General features: G+C 42.3%; 19 protein-coding genes and 1 pseudogene. 16 read left to right on the top strand and 4 right to left on the bottom strand.

The genetic code is table 11. From position 1 onward, the window contains the following. Window positions 1–21 precede the first annotated feature (21 nt). Window positions 22–1116, bottom strand: a complete 1095-nt coding sequence (locus C6347_RS08555; protein ID WP_066031065.1) for a CotH kinase family protein — start codon at window positions 1114–1116, stop codon at window positions 22–24. Between the two features lie 205 nt (window positions 1117–1321). On the opposite strand from C6347_RS08555, the pseudogene C6347_RS19695 reads away from it, so the two are divergent. The 4 genes and pseudogenes from C6347_RS19695 to C6347_RS08540 all read left to right on the top strand — a co-directional run. Further along, window positions 1322–1396 (top strand): annotated as a pseudogene (locus C6347_RS19695) (CotG/ExsB N-terminal domain-containing protein); the annotation flags it as partial. 232 nt (window positions 1397–1628) lie between these two features. After that, window positions 1629–1967, top strand: coding sequence for a hypothetical protein (locus C6347_RS19690; RefSeq protein ID WP_181185448.1), 339 nt, complete (start codon window positions 1629–1631; stop codon window positions 1965–1967). Window positions 1968–2008: 41 nt separating this feature from the next. Further along, window positions 2009–2914 (top strand): fumarylacetoacetate hydrolase family protein, encoded by a 906-nt coding sequence (locus C6347_RS08545; protein WP_060595961.1) that lies wholly within the window; start codon window positions 2009–2011, stop codon window positions 2912–2914. 92 nt (window positions 2915–3006) lie between these two features. After that, a complete protein-coding gene (locus tag C6347_RS08540; RefSeq protein WP_066031063.1) occupies window positions 3007–3375 on the top strand; it encodes a YisL family protein in 369 nt (122 codons plus the stop codon). A gap of 38 nt (window positions 3376–3413) precedes the next feature. Here the strand turns inward: C6347_RS08540 and C6347_RS08535 are convergent, their stop codons facing one another. Next, complete coding sequence (locus C6347_RS08535; RefSeq protein ID WP_066031062.1) at window positions 3414–3941, bottom strand: DUF2777 family protein; 528 nt, start codon at window positions 3939–3941, stop codon at window positions 3414–3416. A gap of 156 nt (window positions 3942–4097) precedes the next feature. On the opposite strand from C6347_RS08535, the gene asnB reads away from it, so the two are divergent. The 4 genes from asnB (at window position 4098) to C6347_RS08515 (ending at window position 9908) form a co-directional block, all read left to right on the top strand. Beyond that, the gene (gene asnB / locus C6347_RS08530; protein WP_106071579.1) at window positions 4098–5939 is read left to right on the top strand and encodes an asparagine synthase (glutamine-hydrolyzing); all 1842 of its coding nucleotides are present in this window, start codon (window positions 4098–4100) and stop codon (window positions 5937–5939) included. A 147-nt stretch (window positions 5940–6086) separates the two neighbouring features. Then, window positions 6087–7604 carry a phytoene desaturase family protein gene (locus C6347_RS08525; protein ID WP_106031482.1) on the top strand — a complete coding sequence of 506 codons (1518 nt, stop codon included), beginning with the start codon at window positions 6087–6089 and terminating at the stop codon, window positions 7602–7604. Further along, the gene (locus C6347_RS08520) at window positions 7601–9076 is read left to right on the top strand and encodes a phytoene desaturase family protein (protein ID WP_106071578.1); all 1476 of its coding nucleotides are present in this window, start codon (window positions 7601–7603) and stop codon (window positions 9074–9076) included. The genes C6347_RS08525 and C6347_RS08520 overlap by 4 nt, the downstream gene beginning before the upstream one ends. Beyond that, window positions 9069–9908, top strand: a complete 840-nt coding sequence (locus C6347_RS08515; RefSeq protein WP_060595965.1) for a phytoene/squalene synthase family protein — start codon at window positions 9069–9071, stop codon at window positions 9906–9908. Before C6347_RS08520 ends, C6347_RS08515 begins: the two co-directional genes overlap by 8 nt. A gap of 25 nt (window positions 9909–9933) precedes the next feature. Here C6347_RS08515 and C6347_RS08510 read toward each other — a convergent pair whose 3' ends face one another. Continuing rightward, complete coding sequence (locus C6347_RS08510) at window positions 9934–11310, bottom strand: MATE family efflux transporter (RefSeq protein ID WP_060595966.1); 1377 nt, start codon at window positions 11308–11310, stop codon at window positions 9934–9936. A 113-nt stretch (window positions 11311–11423) separates the two neighbouring features. Here C6347_RS08510 and C6347_RS08505 point away from each other — a divergent pair, with 113 nt between their 5' ends. The 3 genes from C6347_RS08505 to C6347_RS08495 all read left to right on the top strand — a co-directional run bounded on the left by C6347_RS08505 (window position 11424) and on the right by C6347_RS08495 (window position 13236). Further along, window positions 11424–12290, top strand: coding sequence for an AraC family transcriptional regulator (locus C6347_RS08505; RefSeq protein ID WP_060595967.1), 867 nt, complete (start codon window positions 11424–11426; stop codon window positions 12288–12290). A gap of 14 nt (window positions 12291–12304) precedes the next feature. Continuing rightward, window positions 12305–12862 carry a GNAT family N-acetyltransferase gene (locus C6347_RS08500; protein ID WP_106031485.1) on the top strand — a complete coding sequence of 186 codons (558 nt, stop codon included), beginning with the start codon at window positions 12305–12307 and terminating at the stop codon, window positions 12860–12862. 113 nt (window positions 12863–12975) lie between these two features. Further along, window positions 12976–13236, top strand: a complete 261-nt coding sequence (locus tag C6347_RS08495; protein ID WP_044139886.1) for a hypothetical protein — start codon at window positions 12976–12978, stop codon at window positions 13234–13236. Here the strand turns inward: C6347_RS08495 and C6347_RS08490 are convergent. Continuing rightward, a complete protein-coding gene (locus C6347_RS08490) occupies window positions 13231–13767 on the bottom strand; it encodes a serine O-acetyltransferase (protein ID WP_034663405.1) in 537 nt (178 codons plus the stop codon). The genes C6347_RS08495 and C6347_RS08490 overlap by 6 nt on opposite strands. A gap of 385 nt (window positions 13768–14152) precedes the next feature. On the opposite strand from C6347_RS08490, the gene C6347_RS08485 reads away from it, so the two are divergent. Genes C6347_RS08485 through C6347_RS08465 form a run of 5 tightly spaced genes read left to right on the top strand, consistent with a single transcriptional unit; the run spans window position 14153 to window position 20635 of the window. Then, window positions 14153–15499, top strand: coding sequence for an aspartate aminotransferase family protein (locus C6347_RS08485; protein WP_034663402.1), 1347 nt, complete (start codon window positions 14153–14155; stop codon window positions 15497–15499). Further along, on the top strand, window positions 15486–16982 hold the full coding sequence (locus C6347_RS08480; protein WP_106071577.1) for a pyridoxal phosphate-dependent decarboxylase family protein: 1497 nt from the start codon (window positions 15486–15488) through the stop codon (window positions 16980–16982). Before C6347_RS08485 ends, C6347_RS08480 begins: the two co-directional genes overlap by 14 nt. Then, window positions 16979–18760: an IucA/IucC family protein gene (locus C6347_RS08475; protein WP_066031055.1), complete on the top strand. Its 1782-nt coding sequence runs from the start codon at window positions 16979–16981 to the stop codon at window positions 18758–18760. The genes C6347_RS08480 and C6347_RS08475 overlap by 4 nt, the downstream gene beginning before the upstream one ends. Then, window positions 18757–19311 (top strand): GNAT family N-acetyltransferase, encoded by a 555-nt coding sequence (locus C6347_RS08470; protein ID WP_060595973.1) that lies wholly within the window; start codon window positions 18757–18759, stop codon window positions 19309–19311. The genes C6347_RS08475 and C6347_RS08470 overlap by 4 nt, the downstream gene beginning before the upstream one ends. After that, window positions 19286–20635, top strand: coding sequence for a lysine N(6)-hydroxylase/L-ornithine N(5)-oxygenase family protein (locus C6347_RS08465; protein WP_106071576.1), 1350 nt, complete (start codon window positions 19286–19288; stop codon window positions 20633–20635). The genes C6347_RS08470 and C6347_RS08465 overlap by 26 nt, the downstream gene beginning before the upstream one ends. Window positions 20636–20643: the final 8 nt, after the last annotated feature.

Genomic DNA, 20643 nt, shown 5'->3' with positions numbered 1-20643 from the left:
TGACAAAATTCGAAAGCGTCCTTACGTGCCATATATCTCTTTTCTTATTTCAGCCTGTAAATAACGTCGTCTTTTGTTGATATACTGCCGGATGACCTCTCGTTCTGATTGTAGGATGTCTTTGCGGTCTCTCGTATAAGGATCATCTCCAATTCGGTTCTCGATAGAAGCATGCCATTTTTCGATGATTGGACAAAGCCGGTCTTCTAAAAAATGAGTATTGAGTACATGCTGAAAAAGCGTGTAATAGGCTCTCTTAAATGAAGGGATATCTAGTAACCTAGCAGTTAAAGTATTAAAGCCGTTTACTGGAATATAATCAAATGCCATTTCTTCTCCATGAATGTCACGGCCCCATGTCGCATCATAATCCCAAGGAAGTACTTGAAATTTTCCTTGTTCATTCACATAAAGAGCGTAGTTATGGACAAAGCCGTCAAAGTTTTGTGTGCACACGACACCAATGAGCCAGCGGAAATACTGTGTTACATCTAGGTATTGCTCAATTTTTTCTGCAAATATGTCATCTTTCGCTGTGTTGAGAAAGTAAATAAATTCACTCAGCTGCTGATCGTGTTGAGAAGTCCCCGTTTTTTTCTCGTACCCGAGGAGGAGGTGTTTTTTGGGCTTTTTATCAAACGAACTCAAAAGGGAGAAGTTGGCATCGTCATCGACTGCATAATAAATGCCGCCTCCTGAAAGCTGCCTTTTCTGAAAAAAGTGCTCATCAACAGATTCTATTTTTAAATAAATGCCTTCTTTTCTTCCGTTTATAGTGAGAAACACATGAGACGCAGCCGGGCTTAGCACCCCTATCTGCTCGAAGAAATAAAAGGACAGTCTGTTTCGGATAAACGAGGGGTCATTGTATTCTGCATTTAAATGAAAGATAGATTCGCCTTGTCTTTGCTTTGGCTTTCGATATTCAATTTGATAGGACTTTTTTTTCAGCTTTCTAATGTGAGACCCGCGGTATGAAGCATAAATGTGTGATTTGGTCTGGCCGGTTTTCAAAATGGCCTCAACAGGTTCATCGTTCCATATGTCTTTTCTTAATTCAATCAAGTCCTTTGGATGAATCCAAATATCTATTTGCTTTAAAGGTTCTGTGGTCATGCGTTCATCAGCCTCCTATGCTCTTCTTTACGATATGAAAGTGAAGGAATGTCCTGTACCCGCTTGTTAGGTATTCATGGAGTTTTAAAAGAAAGGGGCATCCGCCAAGAACACTTGTCTACCAAGTCTCGTAACATAAAGCAGAGAAGATAAACAGCTTGATCTGTTTGTTTTGTCAAAGTATAGACTGGGAGGGGAATCGTTCGTGAGCACATTTGATCATTCACATATTGAACATGCAGTGGATTCACTTCGAAGTGAAGGACGTGATCATCACTTAGATCGTGAACCAGAATCGAGACGATCGCACAAGTCAGCACGTTCTCGCCATTCAAAACGCCGTCATTGGTTCTTTGGTGGAGGCGAATGCCGTAAATCACACCGCAGTAAAAAAAGCTGTAAGAGCTATCGTTCGAAAAAAAGTCGCTGTTCAAAGAAAAGCGTGAAAAGTGAGAAACCATGCAAAAGTAAAAAGTCGTGCAAAAGCAAGAAATCTTGCAGAAGTAAAAAGAGTGAACCGAAAAAATCATGCCGCAGCAAACACAGATCCCATCATAAGAAAAGCTGCCGCAAGTCACATCGCAGCCATCGATCTAAACGATCTCATCACCATAGAAGCTGCCATCGATCTAAACGTTCTCATCACCATAAACGCAGCCGCTCTTGCAAAAGATGTGGAAAGAAAAAGCATCATTCCCACAGCAGAGGAAATGTTGATCGCAAATGGGACCAAGGGAACATGTGGGAGTATCGCCGCTACCGCTAAACATCAGATCATCTTTTTTGAAACCCTTTTTAAAAGAGAGTATGATAAAAAAGGGTTTTTTTTATTTCATAGAGAAATAAAATGAGACATCATCACTTAGCGAAATGAAGATTGTGAGGGGAAGACATGAAGTTTTTTACAGGTGAGATACATAGCAGAATGTTTATTGGGGTAGTGATTGATGATGAATGGGTCATGGACGTCAAAAAGGCAGAAGCCAAATTATTTGAGCTTGAGACACTGCCAAACTCTTTAGCTGAATGTATTAATATGGGGGACAAGTTTGTTGAGCATGTCAAACAGCTCCTTGACTGGGCTGAGAAAAAAGAAGAAGACCGCGGTTCTTATGTATATCCGCTTTCGGAAGTGAAACTCCATGCGCCGATTCCAAAGCCAGCTAAAAACATCATGTGTGTTGGAAAGAATTATCAAGATCATGTCATGGAGATGGGAAGTGCAGCGGATATTCCTAAAGATGTGATGATCTTTACAAAGGCACCTACTTCAGTCGTTGGACATGAAGCGGATATTCTCCTTCATGAAGATGTGACCAGTGAGCTGGACTATGAAGGGGAGCTTGCGATCGTGATGGGCAAATCAGGGAAGAATATTGCACCTGAAGAGGTCCGTGATTATCTATTCGGTTACACCATTTTAAATGACGTAACGGCAAGAGATTTGCAGAAAAAACACAAACAATTTTTCATAGGTAAAAGCTTAGATACAACCTGCCCGATAGGACCTTATATTGTGCATAAGTCAGTGGTCGAGGATCATGGTGCGCTCCATGTGGAAACAAAGGTAAACGGAGAGGTTCGCCAGTCTGCCAGTACAGAATTAATGATTTTCTCCATCGAGAATATTGTTTCTACTCTTTCAAAAGGGATGACACTAGAAGCTGGTGACATCATTGCAACGGGAACACCTTCTGGGGTTGGCAAAGGCTTTGAACCGCCTAAGTTCTTAGCTTCAGGGGATCGAATTGACATCACGATTGAGCCGATTGGAACGCTATCGAATCGCGTCAAATAAAGAGTGCGATGACACAGGATTGTCGCTTTGTGTTCGACTTATTTCGTGGTACGATGAGAAGGTAATTGTTCTGATAAAGGGGGAAATAACAGATGGGAACGCATTTACATATTACAGCATGGGTGCTAGGGATTATTTTATTCTTCGTTGCCTTTGCTCTAGCAGGTAAAAATGACAAAGGTGCTAAAATTGTGCACATGATTGTCAGACTATTGTACTTGATCATTATCGCAACAGGCGTAGAGCTGTATGTTCGCACAGGAATGAAAATTCCAGGTTTCGGTGGCGAGTATATCGGTAAAATGATTCTCGGTATCCTTGTGATTGGCTTCATGGAAATGGTTCTTGTACGCAAGAAAAAAGGAAAATCGGTGACTGGTGTATTGATTGGTTTTATCGTATTCGCCATTGTGACCATTTTTCTCGGTTTACGTCTGCCGATCGGTTTCCATATCTTTTAACATAAAAAGGGCATTGCTTATACGAAGCAGTGTCCTTTTTATATGCCATCAAACTGTGAAACCGACCGGTGACCGTCAGAAGTGGTCCATTCAAAACGAATTTGACCTGCGGCGGAGTCATGGTGACATTGAAGGGCAAGTGATTGTGAATCTGTCGAAAACTGAAAGAAAGAAACTCGTTGAAAAGAATGAAAGGAGGAGAAAACACAATCGTAGACGGAAAAACCAAGCTGCTCTACCTGTGCAATGATTTCATAAAAAACGTTTTCAGGAACGAACATCAGGAGGTCAAGCCATCCTTTGGCAAGTGATGCCGTATATTGAATCGCTTCACCGCCTTGTACTTCTACTAGCTGCCCACTTTCATGAAGTATCATGGACCCGAGCAGTTCCCCTTTTGTCCACCTGCCATTTTCCTTCAAACAGATCATCGTGCTTTGAAGACTTTCTGGCAGCATGATGTCTCCTTCTTCATCTTCAATCAGACAATACCCGTTTTCAATCAGTAAATACCCGCTGCACCATCTTCGACTGCAGCGTTCAAGCTGCTTCATTCGTTTTTCCATTTGCAAAAGCTCCTTTCCTCTTTCTTTTCTTACCAAATCATGCTTGTCCTATACGCCCGAGAAAAAAAGGACAAATCAACTATCAAGGAGACGATGCATAAACTAAGAAAGGCTGAATGAGAACACTTGAGGAAAAACGGATGGGAGCTGATGATGATGTGTGGAATAACAGGCTGGGCAGACTTTAAAAAGCAGCTCATCCAACAGGATCATGTAATCAATCAAATGACAGATACATTATCTAAAAGAGGGCCAGACGATACAAATACGTGGAAAAGTGAGCACGTTCTATTTGGGCATAAAAGGTTAGCGGTTGTAGATGTAGAAGGCGGAAAACAGCCGATGACATATACACATCAAAACCATGCTTATACCGTTGTATACAATGGAGAGCTCTATAACACAGAAGATATAAGAAAAGAATTGTTAAAAAGGGGCCACCGCTTTCTTGGGCATTCTGATACAGAGGTTCTTCTTCACGCCTACACAGAATGGAAGGAAGAGTGTGTGACCCATTTTAATGGTATTTTTGCATTTGTGATCTGGGATAGTGAGCGTGAATTATTATTTGCAGGGAGAGACCGGCTCGGCGTCAAGCCATTTTTCTATACAGAACGTCATCATTCCTTTTTATTTGGTTCGGAAATCAAAGCGCTACTTGCTCACCCTGATATGAAAGCAAAAGTCGATCATGAAGGATTATCGGAGATCTTTGGTTTAGGACCGTCTAGAACACCAGGGCAAGGAGTGTTTAAAGGGGTAAAAGAGCTGAGACCTGCTCATGCTTTGACTTTTTCAAAAGACGGACTGCGTGTGTGGAGATACTGGAATGTCAAAAGCAAGGTGCATACGGACTCACTTGATGACACCGCACAGCACGTCAAGCATCTCTTTACAGATGCCGTCACAAGACAGCTCGTTTCTGATGTGCCTGTTTGTACATTTTTATCGGGTGGCGTCGATTCGAGTGCCATTACCGCCATTGCCGCTAAGCACTTTGAGAAAATAGGGAAAGCACCGCTTCATACGTATTCGGTTGACTACGAAGGAAATGATCAATTCTTTGAAGCAAGTCAATTCCAGCCGAATGCTGACGGTCCATGGATTGACCGCATGACCAAGGCGTTTCAAACGAATCATCACAGCTGCGTCATTGGACAAAAGGAGCTGGTTGCTTATTTGAAGGAAGCGGTTGAGGTCCGAGACTTACCGGGTATGGCAGATATTGATTCTTCTTTGCTTTGGTTCTGTCGAGAAATTAAAAAGGACTTTGTTGTCGGTTTGTCAGGTGAATGTGCGGATGAAATTTTTGGAGGTTATCCTTGGTTCCATGCGGCAAATGAAACGAATGGTTTTCCTTGGATGAGATCGACGGAAGCCAGAACGCAGCTCTTACAAGATTCGTGGCAAAAGAAGCTGTCACTAAGAGAATATGCACAAAGCAAATATGAAGAAACCGTGGCTGAAACGCCTCTTTTAGATGGAGAAACTGGAGTGGATAAAGCCCGGAGAGAACTTTTTTACTTAAATATGGTCTGGTTTATGACAACGCTGCTAGATCGAAAAGACCGAATGAGTATGGGGGCGAGTCTTGAGGTACGAGTGCCATTTGCAGACCATCGCCTTGTCGAATATGTGTGGAATATTCCTTGGGAAATGAAAATGCATGGAAATCGTGAAAAAGGGGTTTTACGAAAAGCATTAGAGGGAATTTTACCGAATGAAGTGCTTTATCGCAAGAAGAGTCCTTATCCGAAAACACATCATCCAGCCTATACCCAGGCTGTGAAAGAGATGTTAACAGATTGCCTTGCGCAAAAAGATTCTGTCCTTCACGAATTTCTAGATCCACATCAATTAAACCAGCTGATTGAAACGGAAGGAGCCTCCTTTCAAGTGCCTTGGTATGGCCAGCTCATGAAGGGCCCGCAGTTAATCGCTCATCTGGCGCAGATTCATCATTGGTTTGAAACGTATCGAATTGATATAGAAGCGTAATAAAGGGTCGGCTTTCTTACATTTGTTGAAGGGAAGCCGGCTTTTTTAATACATAGCATGAGACGAATAGAGCACATCAAAAGTTGATCTAATCTTTCTAATTTGTATAATTAACTTAAAGTGAATTAATTTGGAGGAAAAAGGATAATGAAAATCATTGTGATCGGAGCAGGACCAGGGGGACTTGCGGCAGCTATGATGCTTCAAAGCAAAGGACATGATGTTCAGGTATACGAAAAACAGCCCTTTGTTGGCGGACGTAACTCTAAGTTTCAACTCGGTGATTTCACGTTTGATACGGGTCCTACCTTTCTCAGCATGATTCATATTGCAGAGGAGCTGTTCACCTTTGCTGGTAAAAATCTTTATGACTATATTGATGTGATCGAATTAAAAGAAATGTATAGATTGATTTTTCAAGACGATCAGCTAGATATGATTCGAGATCGTGATGAAATGTATAGACGGTTAGAAGCCTTTGCACCTGGTGAGGGCGAAGGGTATTTACGATTTATGAACGATACAAAGCGCAAAATGGATCAGCTTACACCTATTTTACAAAGTAAAATGGATCGTTTTCATCACTATTTGCGTCCAAAGGTGCTCAAAGCACTTCCGCAGCTTTCATTGAATAAGAGTTTATATGATGTGCTGTCAGATTATTTCTCAAATGAATCAGTGAAATATGCGTTTACATTTCAATCAAAGTATTTAGGCATGTCACCGTGGGAGTGCCCTGGTGCTTTCTCCATTCTATCGTTTATGGAACATGACACAGGTGTTTTCCATCCGAAGGGCGGGGTCAATCAGCTGTCAGAAGCGATGGCAAAAGCAGCGGTTGAAGCTGGAGCGACGATTCATCTGTCAGCTGGCGTCGAAAAATTGCTGACGGAAGGCAGGAAAGTAAAAGGCATTCGCTTAGAATCTGGGGAAGAAATACAGGCAGATGAGGTTGTCGTAAATGGAGACTTTGCACATGTGATGACAAAGCTTGTAGAGCCAGGACTTTTAAAGAAATATAGCGAGAAAAAATTAAAAAAGAAAAAATTCTCATGCTCCACCTTTATGCTTTATTTAGGATTAGATACCATGTATGAGGAGCCGCATCATACCATCGTATTTTCCGATGATTATGCTCAATTTGTCAAAGGCATAACGAAAACGTATGAGCTGCCAGATGATCCTTCTATTTATATTCAAAATGCAAGTGTCACAGATGACTCGCTTGCGCCAAAAGGAAAGTCAGCTCTTTATGTGCTGGCACCTGTTGCCAACAATCAAAGCGGTATTGACTGGGAAGCGCATCAAGATGAATTTAGAGAACTTGTGCTGGACACACTTGAGCGAAAAACCGGTTTTAAGAATGTGAGACAGCATATAGAAGTCGAACGGATGATCACACCGAAGCGATGGGAGGAAGACCTTTACGTATACGAAGGAGCTACATTTAACCTTGGCCACCAGCTGACGCAGATGATGGTCCTAAGGCCGCACAATGAATTTGATGAATTGGACCATTGCTGGCTCGTAGGAGGAGGGACGCACCCAGGAAGCGGGCTGCCGACCATTTTAGAATCAGCACGTATCACGACAAATGCGATTCTTTCAAAAGAGAAACATACGCACAAAACATTGCCGCACCAAGAAAAGGGGAGTGCCTCATGAAAAAACATATATTGATTGCAGGTGGCGGGATTGGCGGGATGATCTCAGCACTTTATTTAAAAAAAGCTGGACATGATGTCACGCTTGTCGAAAAAAATGAGCGACTTGGCGGAAGACTTGCTTTTGTACGTGAGAAAGGATATAAAGTAGATGAAGGTCCGACCATTGTCCTACTTCCTGATATGTTAAAAGGTATTTTACATGAGGTTGGAATGGACGAAGCATCTCTTGATCTTTTGCAGCTTGATCCGCTGTATACGATTCAATATCAAGATGGAACCTCCTACACGAAGTACTCTGATGCATTTCGTCAGCTAGAGGAAATCAGACGTGTATTTCCAAAGGAAGATCAAGGATTTCTAAGGTTTATGGAAGAAATGACAGACCGTTTTCAAGAAGGGCAGCAAGCCTTTCTAGAGAAATCATTTCATGAAAAACGTACATTTTTTACAAAAGCAAACATGAAGATTTTAATGAAATTAAAGGCGTATCGAACGGTTCAAAGTGCTCTGAAAAAGTATTTCTCAGACGAACGCCTGCGAGATGCATACGCACTGCAAACCCTCTATGTCGGAGGGAACTCGTATGAAGCATCTGCTATTTATTCGCTCGTTTCATATAGTGAGCACGCACATGGAATCTACTATTTAAAAGGCGGCTATGCGAGCTTAGTAGATATACTGGAGAGGCAGCTCATAAAAATGGGTGTGCATGTAAGAAAAAATGAAGAAGTCACGGAGCTAGAGTTTGAGGGGAAACGCGTGGTTAGAGCAAAAGTCAGTGACGACCGTATAGCAGCTGATGCATTTGTGATCAACGGAGATTATCCAGCTGCGTTAAAACAGCTTGGTTTAGACGAACAAGATCGGCGTAAATACGTGCCGTCTTCTGGCTGTGTGATGGTGTATCTAGGGTTAAACAAGATGTACCATGATGCGCCTGTTCACCAATTTTTTATGGGAGAACACTTTGATCAGCATATGAAAGAGGTTTTTCAAACGAAGACGATCCCTCAAGATCCGTCGTTTTATACGTTTAATCCATCGATCATTGATCCATCTCTTGCCCCGGAAGGCTGTAGTGTTTTATATATGCTGATTCCCGTTCCCACAGGAGATCATATCAACTGGGAAGAGGAGACAGATTTTGTAGAGAAAATGGTGGATCGTCTTGAGAAAAGAGGCTTTCCAAGATTGCGAGAGTCGATTGTCTGGGAAAAAATCAGAACACCAAATGATTCCTTGCGAGAAGGATTGTTTGAAGGCGGCAGCTTTGGACTTGCGCCTAACTTGTTTCAATCAGGTGTGTTCCGCCCGCAAGTGAAGGTAGCTGAGACGGGCAATCTTTATGCAGTAGGTGCTTCCATCCATCCTGGGGGCGGAGTGCCGATCGTGATGCAAAGTGCGAAGCTGATGGCTTCTGTGCTGTTAAAAGATTTGAATGACAGAAAGGAAGTGAAGCTAAGTGGTTGATGTACAAACAGCATTGAAATTATGTGAGGAGACGATTCAAACCCATTCTAAAACGTTTTACCGTGCCTTTTCCATGCTGCCTAAAAAGAAAAGACAGGCCGTCTGGGCTGTGTATTCCTTTTGCCGGAGAGCAGATGATATTGTAGATGAGTCCCCCTCGCCAAAAGAGGAGCTTGCATCCTTTCGAGAGACGTTTGATCGATTTTTACATGGTGAGGTAGATCGGAATGATCCGATGTGGGTGGCGCTAGAACATACATTTCAAGAGTTTCGTATGGATGAAGCCCCGTTCCGTGACTTGCTCCAAGGTCAAGAGATGGATTTAGAGCAGCATCGGTATGAAACGTTAGATGAACTGCTCATCTATTCCTACCATGTGGCTAGTACCGTTGGGCTTATGCTGCTTCCCATTATTGCACCGCGTAAAAAAGAACAGCTGAAAGAAGCAGCCATTTCATTAGGGATTGGCTTGCAGCTGACCAACATCCTTCGTGACATCGGCGAGGATAAGGCTGAAAGAGACCGCATTTATTTGCCAAAGCAAGTCATGGATCAATTCGGATATACAGAGCAAGAATTGCAAGAAGGCATTGTCAATCAAGCATTTCAGCACGTATGGGAGTACATTGCCTTTGAGGCAGAGGCATACTACGAGGAGTTTTTTGACCATCTTCATGAATTCCCGCTTTATTCACGTATATCAGTGAAAGCAGCTGCTCATTTTTATAAAGCCATTTTAGATAAAACAAGAGAAAATGAATACCGCGTGTTTACACAGCGATCATTTATTTCAAAGCAGGAAAAAGAACTTATTTTAGAAGATATTACGTAAAAAAGGACTGCACCCGCAGTCCTTTTTATGTGGAAGAAAAGCGATACTCTGTCCATACCCTTGAACGCCACCGCCTATACATAAAGATGCCTCTTACCCATTCATCCACGATAAAAGAAATCCAAACTCCAATGAGACCCATCTCAAGCTGAATGCCTAAAAAGTAAGCGATCGGAAGCCCAATGCCCCACATTGAAATCATCGCCATATACACTGGAAACTTCGCGTCACCAGCAGCCCGCAAGGAATTAATAATGACCATATTAAAAGAACGGCCCGGCTCCAAAATAATTGTCAATAGGAGGAGTGTGGCGGCGATTTGAATGATCTCGCTGTTGCTAGTGAAGAAAGCAAGCAAATGCGTCGATGATAAAGATAAAGCAGTGGAAGAAAGAAGGGAGATGCCAATGGCCCAGTATAAGCTTTTCATGCATCTGTGATAGGCAGCATCGAATTCCTTCGCCCCAATATGGCGCCCGATTAAAATTTGTGTCCCTTGGCTAATGGCTGCACCAAATAGCATAATGAACATCATTAAATTTTGAGTATAGACCTTTGCTGCTAATGCCTGCGTCCCCATAAACGTAATAAACAGTGTAATGATCATTTGAGAGCCGTTATAAGAAAGCTGCTCTCCAGCAGAAGGAATCCCGATTTTCAGAAGCTTTTTTAAATGTGTCCGCTGGATGTGAAACATCTTCTTCAGTGAAAAGCGTAATCCAATTCGGCGGCGTACAATGAGGATCATTGCCATTAATCCGATCAACCGAGCAAGTGAGGTAGAAAAAGCGACCCCCATCACACCTAATACGGGGAAGCCAAACGGACCGAAAATGACCAGATAGTTACCGGCAACGTTTAGCAAGTTCATTCCGATGGTGACATACATCGTATCTCTTGTATATCCATAGCTTTTTAAAATAGCACTATACGTCATAATGAGCGCTTGAATAAAAGAAAGCAGTCCGACAATTTGTAAAAATACCGCCGCATCCGGCATGAGCTCACTTGATAGGCCCATCAGGTGTAAAATGGGAACAGCTAATACAAACATGAGAAGACTAATGACAAAGCTAATCAAGAAGTTGGTTCCTAGTGAGACATAGGCGACTTGAGTCGCTTCCTGCCTGCGGCTAGCTCCTAAAAGCTGCGCAATCACAATCGTCGTTCCAGTTGTAATGAAACTGAACATGACAATCAATAAATTCAGGAGCTGGTTGCTTACACCAACTGCGGCAACACTATTATCGGAATATTGACTGAGCATGAGGGTATCCGCGCTTCCCATGAGCATATATAAAGAGATTTCAATAAAAATAGGCCAAGTTAATGCAAATAATGAAGGATGGGTTTTCTTACCCCTAGCTTGAACCTTTTGAATTGGCAGTGATTGAGGTTTCATCAATCAACCTCCTTTCGTATAAATCCGATTTATAGTGTACCTTGCATCGACTATAATAAGAAGAGATGAAACCGAAACTTATTGGAGAAATCCGACTTCATAAGGGGATGAATATGAATCGATTTATTACATTTACTGTACCGCCGTTCCCGGTTTATATTGCTTCAGGCAAAGGTGTATTTCATCAAGGAGAAAGACATATCTCTAGAACCTTCACTGTGTTTGATCTTCTTTATGTCACAAAGGGGGAACTATGGATCACAGAAGACAGAGAGGCTCATCACGTAAAAGAAGGAGAATATATCATTCTCTCACCTGGCTTGTCTCATGGGGGACACCTGCCATGCGAAGAAGAAACTCACTATGAGTGGCTGCATTTTTCAATTGATCCATTTGAGTTGACGAATCGGCTGAGAGAACACTGGTTTGATATGAAACAAAATCAAGCCACCTTTGAAAAGCCGGCAACATATGAATTTAGCCTGCCTCGTATAGGAAAAGTGAAAGGAAGAAATGTGTTCGAAAAACATCTTTCAGCAATGCGTGCACTAAATGATGACGCGTCTGAACTGCCGCTGAAAAAGCAGCTTCAGTTTGAGGAAATGCTCATTCATTTACAAAAAGAAGCATTTCATATTCCAAGTGCAAAGGAGAATGTCGCCTCAGAAGTGGTTCATTATCTTGAGCGTCACTTTATGAAGAAACTACAAATGGAAGAGCTTGCAGAGAAGCTGCATTATCATCCTGATTACATGACAAGGTGCATGCAGACGGTATATGGACTGACGCCAAACCAATACATCAATCGTCTCAAGGTCGAAAAAGCCAAAAGCATGCTTGCCTCAACGAATGATAAAATCGCAGCTATTGCTGATCACGTAGGCATTGACGACCCTACTTATTTTTCTAAACTGTTTCGGCAAAACGAAGGCATGACGCCTATCGAGTACCGTCATCTAGCAAAAAGAACGACAAAGTAAAGGAACGTGAACAGATGAAAAGGGAAAAGGAAGAGCATGTGAGCATACAAGCATTAAACGAAGCCGATTTAGAGATGGTATGGCATTTAAAATTCAAAGCACCAGATCAGTCCTATCGAAAGTGGAATGCCCCATATTTTTATGAACACGAAATCCCGCTTGCTGCATTTAAAAAACGATACTTACAGGACACATCCATTCCGCCAAAGCTATATGGCATTGAAATAGACGGCGAAATCAAAGGCACCGTGTCATATTATTGGGAGAATGAACGTACACGGTGGCTTGAATGCGGCATTCTCATTTATGACTCGCGCTTTTGGAGCGGTGGCGTTGGGACAAAGGCGTTAAGTCTATGGACTGATGAGTTATTTACACACATTGATATCCCTCGAATTGGTCTTACCACATGGTCGGGAAATGAACGGATGATGCGGTGCGCAGAGAAATGCGGATTTGTCCTTGAGGGGAGACTGCGAAAGGTCCGTTACTATCAAGGAGAATATTATGATTCGATGCGCTATGGGATGCTGAGAGAGGAATGGAAAAGCCTCCCGCGACATGCTACTTAACAATGATGAATCGTTTTAGGACAAAAGGATCGAATGTTTGAATAAACTGAAGAAGAAGGGGGGCTAAAAAGCATAATAGAGAACATGTAATTTACATAAGGAGGAGTTTGAACGTGAGAATTACGGGGTTATTCGTTTCACTTGCTGTTGCCATTTATTTATGGTTTGATGCGCCAAAGCATGATAAAGACAAATGGCTGTGGGCCATTTTAGGTGTCCTATTTAGTACCATCGTTCTCGGTATTTATTTGATCAAGACAGAGAGGAAGGGACTTGGCTGGACCATTCTCATTTTAACGATCTTGTTTTATCTCATGCTGCTCATCTCTGTTTTGATCGGTATCATTCTTTTTTATCAGGTGGGTCCTTCATGAAGAAGGGCTTTTTTCTTTTACCTTTTGCGCAGGCACACCTGCAATAACAATCTTCTCCTCGTGAAAAGAACGGTTTACAACAGCATTTGCTCCGATTGAAATATGATTTGCAATATAGATGTCCCCAAACAGCTTAGCACCAGGGCCAATCCATACATGATCCCCAATGGTTGGCACATCCTTTTCATGATGGTTCTGACCAATATTCACCCCTTGATGAATATCACAAAATGCCCCAATTTTTGCATGCTTGTTCACAATTAAGAGACCCGTATGATTGATTCTAAGGCCAGGGCCGAAGACACCAATCGGAATATCAAAGCCAAGCTGCATGCCTTTCTTTTTATGTAAATAGCGATAAAACCATTTGCGAAGTGTAGCGCCGCTATTAGAATAGTATTCATATTTTCGTAAAATCCTTTGATATTTCCATATATCATCCCCAAACCACTTAGGTCTTTTGCGCTTAATGGCTAATGCTTTCTTATCCTGTGCCAAGTAGTGGTGAAGATCGTGCTTCGTTAAAATCATCAGATCCCTCTCCATTCCCTTTTGTTTCAGAGAAATTATACCATTATAACCATTTATATCAATATAGAGAGGCGTTTATTTCTTTCTTTTTCTACATCACTTTCATCCAGTTTCCTGTATAAAATAAGAGCTTCGTCATGAGTAGAACAAAAGAACCAGGAAGAATGATTTGTAATTTTTTCTACACCATTCCGTCTCATCCGTTTGATCTTCTTATGGCAGTAGAGGTTTGTAAAAATTACACGAAAATACTCCCTAAAAAGAGAATATAGCATTCATATGCTTTTCGAATCATCTTTTTGAATACAATTGACTTTCATATCTCACATCCTCTAGGCTAGTAAATGAAAATGATAATCTTTATCAATTGGAGGAGTGTTTTATTATGTCCATCAAAACCGTTTCTAAAAATCAGCAATTTTTAGAGCAGCAAAGTCAAAGAGAATCTAATGCAAGGTCTTACCCGAGACGGTTCCCATTAGCCATGCAAAAAGCCGAGGGTATGATCGTGACAGATGCGGATGGCAGAGAGTTTTATGACTGCCTGGCAGGCGCAGGAACACTTGCACTTGGTCACAATCATCCAGTTGTTATAGAAGCTATTGAACGTATGCTTCATGAAAAAAGACCGTTGCATACGCTGGACATAACCTCAGAAATTAAAGAAGAATTTGTGAATGAAATCTTTTCTCACTTGCCAGAAGAGTTTGCAAAAAGAGCCAAAATTCAATTTTGTGGGCCAACTGGTGGTGACGCCATAGAAGCAGCTATTAAATTAGTCAAGACAGCGACAGGTAATCGTTCCATTCTTTCATTCCACGGTGCGTATCACGGTGCGACACATGGCACGATGTCATTAAGCGGGAATTTATCTCCAAAGGAAAGAGTGCAAGGGTTAATACCTGATGTTCATTTTATGCCTTACCCATATGAATATCGCTGCCCATTTGGAATTGGAGGGAAGGATTCGCACCGCATTTCAAGTTCGTATATTGAGCGCGTATTAAATGATCCTGAAAGTGGTATTCTTCCGCCAGCAGGTATGATCTTTGAAGCAGTGCAGGGCGAGGGAGGCTCCATTCCAGCATCTATTGAATGGATGAAGGAAATGAGAAGAATCACAAAAGAAAAAGGGATTCCGCTCATTATTGATGAGGTTCAATCAGGCATCGGCCGAACAGGTAAGATGTTTGCCTTTGAACATGCAGGAATTGTACCTGACGTCATTGTGCTGTCAAAAGCCATTGGTGGAAGCCTGCCGCTTTCAGTTGTGATTTATGATAAAGATTTAGATCAATGGAATCCAGGTGCACACATCGGGACATTTAGAGGGAATCAAATGGCGATGGCTGCAGGAACCGCTACGCTTAAATTTATAAAAGAAACCAACCTGCTTGATCATGTAGAACAGTTAGGAAATCGTATGCAGGCTCACCTAAAAGACATCCAAAAACAAGTACCTGCTCTCGGTGATGTTCGAGGAAGAGGTTTAATGATTGGCGTTGAAGTAGTCAATCCAAATGAGAAACAGGATGTGGACGGAAGCTATCCAGCGAATCCAGAGCTGGCCAGTCTTATTCAAAAGAATTGCTTCGATAAAGGCTTAATTGTGGAGACAGGAGGCCGTTTCGGAAGTGTGATTCGATTCCTGCCGCCACTCATTATGACAGAAGAACAGCTTGAAAAAGTCATCGCTATTTTTAAAGAGGCCGTGTACGATGCAATCAACTAAAGCTTCTGTTGATTCATTATTTATGAATCAAAGCCAGCTTGGAAGAGAGTCCTTCCAAGCGGCTCTTCATACATCTATCGACAGCTTACTGGAGCAATGGCAAAAAGACACAGGACCATACAGCGGAATATTGCCTGGGAAATTAGCGGCTAGTGTCGAATCGTTATTCCGATTTCAACCGTTTGGAGAATCAATTGAATCTGTCTTTCAAGATATAAAAGAACATCTTTTGCCGCATTTGATTGATGTATCGCATCCTAAATGCTTGGCACATCTGCATTGTCCGCCGCTCATTCCTGCACTTGCCGCAGAGGTGATGGTGAGTTCCTTTAACCAATCAATGGATTCCTTTGATCAAAGCGGTATTGCTTCTTTGGTTGAGGAGGAAATCCTCAAGTGGCTATGTGCAAAGTTTTCTTATGGCGGCTTAGCAGATGGGACATTTACAAGCGGTGGAACCCAATCTAACTATATGGGGCTGCTTCTGGCGAGAGATGCCTTTTGTGAAAACACATGGCAGTGGAATGTTCAGCAGAAAGGCTTACCAAGTGAAGCTCACCGCATGAGAATTCTTTGCTCTAAAAATGCTCATTTTACGGTGAAAAAATCTGCATCCCAGCTCGGTTTAGGGGAGCAGGCTGTTGTACTGGTCGAGACGGATGAGCATCACCGAATGGACCTCAATGATTTGAAAAAGAAGATGGTTGAATTAAAGGATCAGAACCTGCTTCCTTTTGCGGTAGTAGCGACTTGCGGGACAACTGATTTTGGAAGTATTGACCCGGTTCGAGATGTGTATGACATCGTCAAACCAGACGGTCTGTGGATTCACGCAGATGCTGCCTACGGCGGAGCACTTGTATTAAGCGAAACCTACCGAAGTAAATTAGCCGGTATGGAGCTTGCTGATTCAATCACGATCGACTTTCATAAGCAATTTTATCAGCCGATTTCTTGCGGGGCATTTTTGCTGAAGGATAAAAGACATTTTGGTTTGATCGATTATCATGCAGATTATCTTAATCCAAAGGAAGATGAACTAGATGGTATTCTACATCTCGTCAATAAATCTATCCAAACGACGCGCCGGTTTGATGCTCTGAAGTTACTTCTCTCTCTTCGTCTAATTGGAGAAGAAGGATTTGGTGACATCATTGACCATACCATTCATTTTGCGAAGGATGTGGCCGCGCTTATTGAGAGAAATGATCACCTTGAAGTAATCAATCCTGAGCCAGAAATCAATGCGATTGTGTTCCGATTTAAGGATGAGCACCGAACAGATGACATCAATAAAATCATTCATCGGACATTGTTCAAAACGGGAACTGCTGTCATTGCGAAAACAGTGGTTGATGGCCGAACATGCTTAAAATTCACTTTGTTAAATCCGAGAACGACAATCACACATATTGAGGAAATCCTTTCTGACATCGTTGATATCGGGATCGCTCATATTCAATCCGGGAGGGTACTACGTTGAGTCAATATAAACAAATGGCTGAAAATGCAACTATGCAAAGCTTTTTAAACTGTTTTTTACGCGAAACAGGAATCGATCGATCTGCAAAAAAAGAGACGAGAGCAGATGGCTCGCTTGTATTCATCGCAAAACTAGCAAAGCAAGATCTAGAGCTTGTGATTCCGATCCGATATGTTTCATCTGTTGGCCGCCATCTCTTTGATTTTCCGATTCGCTTCCGTCCGCAAGGCAGTGAACAAGAGGGCGCAATCGCCGATTACACGACACTTGTTGCTCTATGTTCAAAGGAGCTTCTCATTGAATATGGCCGCACAGATGCAGAGGATGAATTCATGCTTCGCATCATTTTAAGCTGCCGAAATATTGAACGATTCTTAAAGGAGCGAGAAAGTGATCGAGCAGCTCTTTCTGAAGCCGATTTTGAGTATATCGAGGCTGAGCAGTCACTTCTTCTTGGACATTTAACGCATCCCACTCCAAAAAGCAGACAAGGGATGACGGAGGAGGAAGAGGCGGTCTATTCTCCTGAGCTGAAAGGGGCTTTCCAGCTTCATTACTTTAAAGCGCACCATTCGATTGTGCTTCAGGATTCGTCTATTGCACAGTCTGCGGCAAGCCTCATGTTAGAAGAGCTCTTGCGCCAGGTACCAGAAGAAACAGAGAGACTGAATACGTTAACAGAAAGCGGAGAATATGTGCTCATTCCGATTCACCCGCTGCAAGTCAAAGTGGTCATGGAGAAAGCGTTCGTCCAGCGTTATATAGAGGAAGGGAAACTGACTTATTTAGGACCGCTGGGGTCTGAATACACAGCGACCTCATCCTTTAGAACTGTCTATCAAAAAGATTCTGCTTACATGCTCAAATTCTCTGTTCCTGTGAAAATTACAAACTCCTTACGTGTCAATAAACAAAAGGAACTGGATCGCGGAGTTGAGATGTCTCGCATTTTAAAAACAGAATTAGGCATTTCTTTATACGATAAATTCTCTGGATTCCGGGTCATTGAAGATCCTGCCTATTTATCCATTCAAGGAGAAGAGGCGGAATCTGGCTTTGAAGTAGTCATTCGTCAAAACCCATTTTTGCATCGTGAAAAAGGGGCAAGCTTAATTGCTGGATTATGTCAGGATCATGCGTTTGGTGGAAAATCGCGATTAGCAGGGATCATTCATGACCTTGCAGACGCAGAAGGCCGATCAACAGATGCTGTGAGCCAAGATTGGTTTAAGCAATATTTAACCATTTCGTTAGAACCGATGCTCTGGCTGTTTGAAACATATGGTCTTGCACTGGAAGCCCATCAGCAAAATGCTGTTGTGCAAATGAAGGCTGGTTACCCGGACACCTTCTATTATCGTGACAACCAAGGCTACTATTATAGTGAATCGAAAAAGGATAAACTCGCAAACCTTGTCCAAAACTTGAGCGTGAGAAGTGAAACCATTTGTGCAGATGATGTAGCCGTTGAGAGACTGCGTTATTATTTCTTCTTTAATCATTTATTTGGTCTCATTAACGGCTTTGGCACAGAAGGACTGGCAAAGGAAGAAGACTTGCTGGCACTCGTGAGAGACACATTGCTCGCTCATGAGGAAACATACGGGGCATCTGAACTGACAAACAGCCTTCTCCGCTCAAAGGAACTGCCTTCAAAAGCGAATTTGCTAACACGGTTTGAAGATATGGATGAGCTGACAGGATCTCTGGAAACACAGTCTCGTTACACAGCTGTCTTGAATCCGCTCTTTTTACATAAGGAGGCGCTGATTGGATGAGGCATCGTATTAGGTTTATTCGCGCTGAATATGAAAGGGATGTCCGGCTTGTCCACAAGTGGATGCAAGAAGAGTATGTTCACCCATTTTGGCATTTGAATATTCCGTTTCCTGCTTTTGAAAAGCATTTTTATCAGGCGATTCATGATCCGCATCAAACTCTTTATTTAGGAACAATTGATGGGACGCCAATGAGTTATTTTGAGGCATACAACGTCAAAGGTGACGTCATTGAATCCTACTATCAGCCTTCTCCGCATGATCAAGGAATCCATCTATTAATAGGGGAGCCGGATTATGTGGGAAAAGGATTTGCGGCCCCGCTGCTTCAGGCAATGACAGCCTTTCAATTTGAGCAGAACAAACGAACAGAAAAAATCGTCGCTGAGCCGGATATTCGCAATGAAAAAATGATCCATGTATTTGAAAAATGCGGATTTGAACGTGTAAAACCAGTCAATTTACCCGATAAAACAGGTCTTTTGATGTTTTGTGATCGAGAACGATTCGAAAGGAAGTATAACCATGACGCGGTTCAACAAGCAAAATAATGTAGTGGATGTAATTGGAATCGGCATTGGTCCGTTTAACCTGGGACTGGCCGCATTATCTGAAGAGGTAAATGAAATCGACGCTTTGTTTTTTGAAAGAAGTGAAGCCTTTCATTGGCACCCAGGTATGCTCATTGAAGGGACGACACTGCAAGTCCCCTTTTTAGCGGACCTTGTCAGCATGGCAGATGTGAAAAACAAATATAGCTTTCTTAACTATTTGCAGGAGCAAAACCGTTTGTATTCATTTTACTTTCTAGAGGATTTTCATATCCCGCGCAAGGAATATAGCCATTATTGCCGCTGGGTCGCAGATCAGTTAGACTCTTGCCGATTTGGCATGAACGTCGAATCTGTCTCATTGATTGAGAAAGCAGGAGAAAAGCGATATGAAGTGCATGTCCGTCATGTGAATGATCAAACCGTAGAGGTATTTGAAAGTAAGCATCTCGTCTTAGGAATTGGTACACAGCCGGCGATACCAGCATCGCTCCAGCCAGCTTTAGGAGAGAAAGTTTTTCACTCTGCTGACTATTTAAAACGAAAGAAAGAAGGCTGTTTTAAAGGGAAATCTGTGACAGTTATCGGCTCTGGCCAAAGTGCGGCAGAAGTGTTTTATGATATTTTATCAGATGATGAGGTAAAGGATATTCACTGGTTCACACGCTCTAAAGGATTTTTCCCAATGGAATATTCAAACCTTGGTCTTGAATATTTCTCTCCAGATTATATTGATTTCTTTTATGAGCTTCCCCAAACAAAAAAGGATGCTTTGTTAAAGCAGCAAGACTTGCTGTATAAAGGCATCAGCTCTGCAATGATCCGTGATATTTACCATTTGCTTTATGAACGTTCTGCCTGCGGAGAGCAGTTGAACACAGTGCTTCAAGCAATGACAGAGGTCAACTTGATTGAGGAAACAGCGGACGGCTTGTCCCTTTCATGCATGCAATGGGTCAAAGAGGACACCTTTACCCATGAGACCGATATTGTTGTGCTGGCGACTGGCTATCAATCGGTACTGCCGCCGTTTATCAACCCAATTTCTCATCATATTCAATGGGACGATCAAGGACGATTCCAGGTCGAACGTGAATATCGTTTAAAAACAAATACAATGGGTGAAAATGATATTTTTGTGCAAAATGCTGAGCTTCATACACATGGGGTTGGCGCTCCGGATTTAGGGCTTGGTGCTTACCGAAACAGTGTAATTATCAATGAACTTGCTCGTCAAACCGTGTATCCACTTTATCAAAAGCACGTCTTCCAGACATTTGGTACACACAAGAACGTCAACACATTTGAAGAAATCAAAGGTTAAGGAGGATG

Origin of the sequence: Bacillus sp. NMTD17 (assembly GCF_002998735.1) — a bacterium.
Taxonomy (GTDB): Bacteria; Bacillota; Bacilli; order Bacillales; family Bacillaceae; genus Bacillus.
The sequence above is the reverse complement of the archived record's forward strand: the minus strand, read 5'-3'. Positions and strand labels throughout refer to the sequence as shown.

Coding starts and splice junctions, on each gene's coding strand:
- C6347_RS08555 (WP_066031065.1), bottom strand. CDS start 1,116: ATGACCACAGAACCTTTAAAGCAAATAGATATTTGGATTCATCCAAAG.
- C6347_RS08545 (WP_060595961.1), top strand. CDS start 2,009: ATGAAGTTTTTTACAGGTGAGATACATAGCAGAATGTTTATTGGGGTA.
- C6347_RS08540 (WP_066031063.1), top strand. CDS start 3,007: ATGGGAACGCATTTACATATTACAGCATGGGTGCTAGGGATTATTTTA.
- C6347_RS08535 (WP_066031062.1), bottom strand. CDS start 3,941: ATGGAAAAACGAATGAAGCAGCTTGAACGCTGCAGTCGAAGATGGTGC.
- asnB (WP_106071579.1), top strand. CDS start 4,098: ATGTGTGGAATAACAGGCTGGGCAGACTTTAAAAAGCAGCTCATCCAA.
- C6347_RS08525 (WP_106031482.1), top strand. CDS start 6,087: ATGAAAATCATTGTGATCGGAGCAGGACCAGGGGGACTTGCGGCAGCT.
- C6347_RS08520 (WP_106071578.1), top strand. CDS start 7,601: ATGAAAAAACATATATTGATTGCAGGTGGCGGGATTGGCGGGATGATC.
- C6347_RS08510 (WP_060595966.1), bottom strand. CDS start 11,310: ATGAAACCTCAATCACTGCCAATTCAAAAGGTTCAAGCTAGGGGTAAG.
- C6347_RS08505 (WP_060595967.1), top strand. CDS start 11,424: ATGAATCGATTTATTACATTTACTGTACCGCCGTTCCCGGTTTATATT.
- C6347_RS08500 (WP_106031485.1), top strand. CDS start 12,305: ATGAAAAGGGAAAAGGAAGAGCATGTGAGCATACAAGCATTAAACGAA.
- C6347_RS08490 (WP_034663405.1), bottom strand. CDS start 13,767: ATGATTTTAACGAAGCACGATCTTCACCACTACTTGGCACAGGATAAG.
- C6347_RS08485 (WP_034663402.1), top strand. CDS start 14,153: ATGTCCATCAAAACCGTTTCTAAAAATCAGCAATTTTTAGAGCAGCAA.
- C6347_RS08480 (WP_106071577.1), top strand. CDS start 15,486: ATGCAATCAACTAAAGCTTCTGTTGATTCATTATTTATGAATCAAAGC.
- C6347_RS08470 (WP_060595973.1), top strand. CDS start 18,757: ATGAGGCATCGTATTAGGTTTATTCGCGCTGAATATGAAAGGGATGTC.
- C6347_RS08465 (WP_106071576.1), top strand. CDS start 19,286: ATGACGCGGTTCAACAAGCAAAATAATGTAGTGGATGTAATTGGAATC.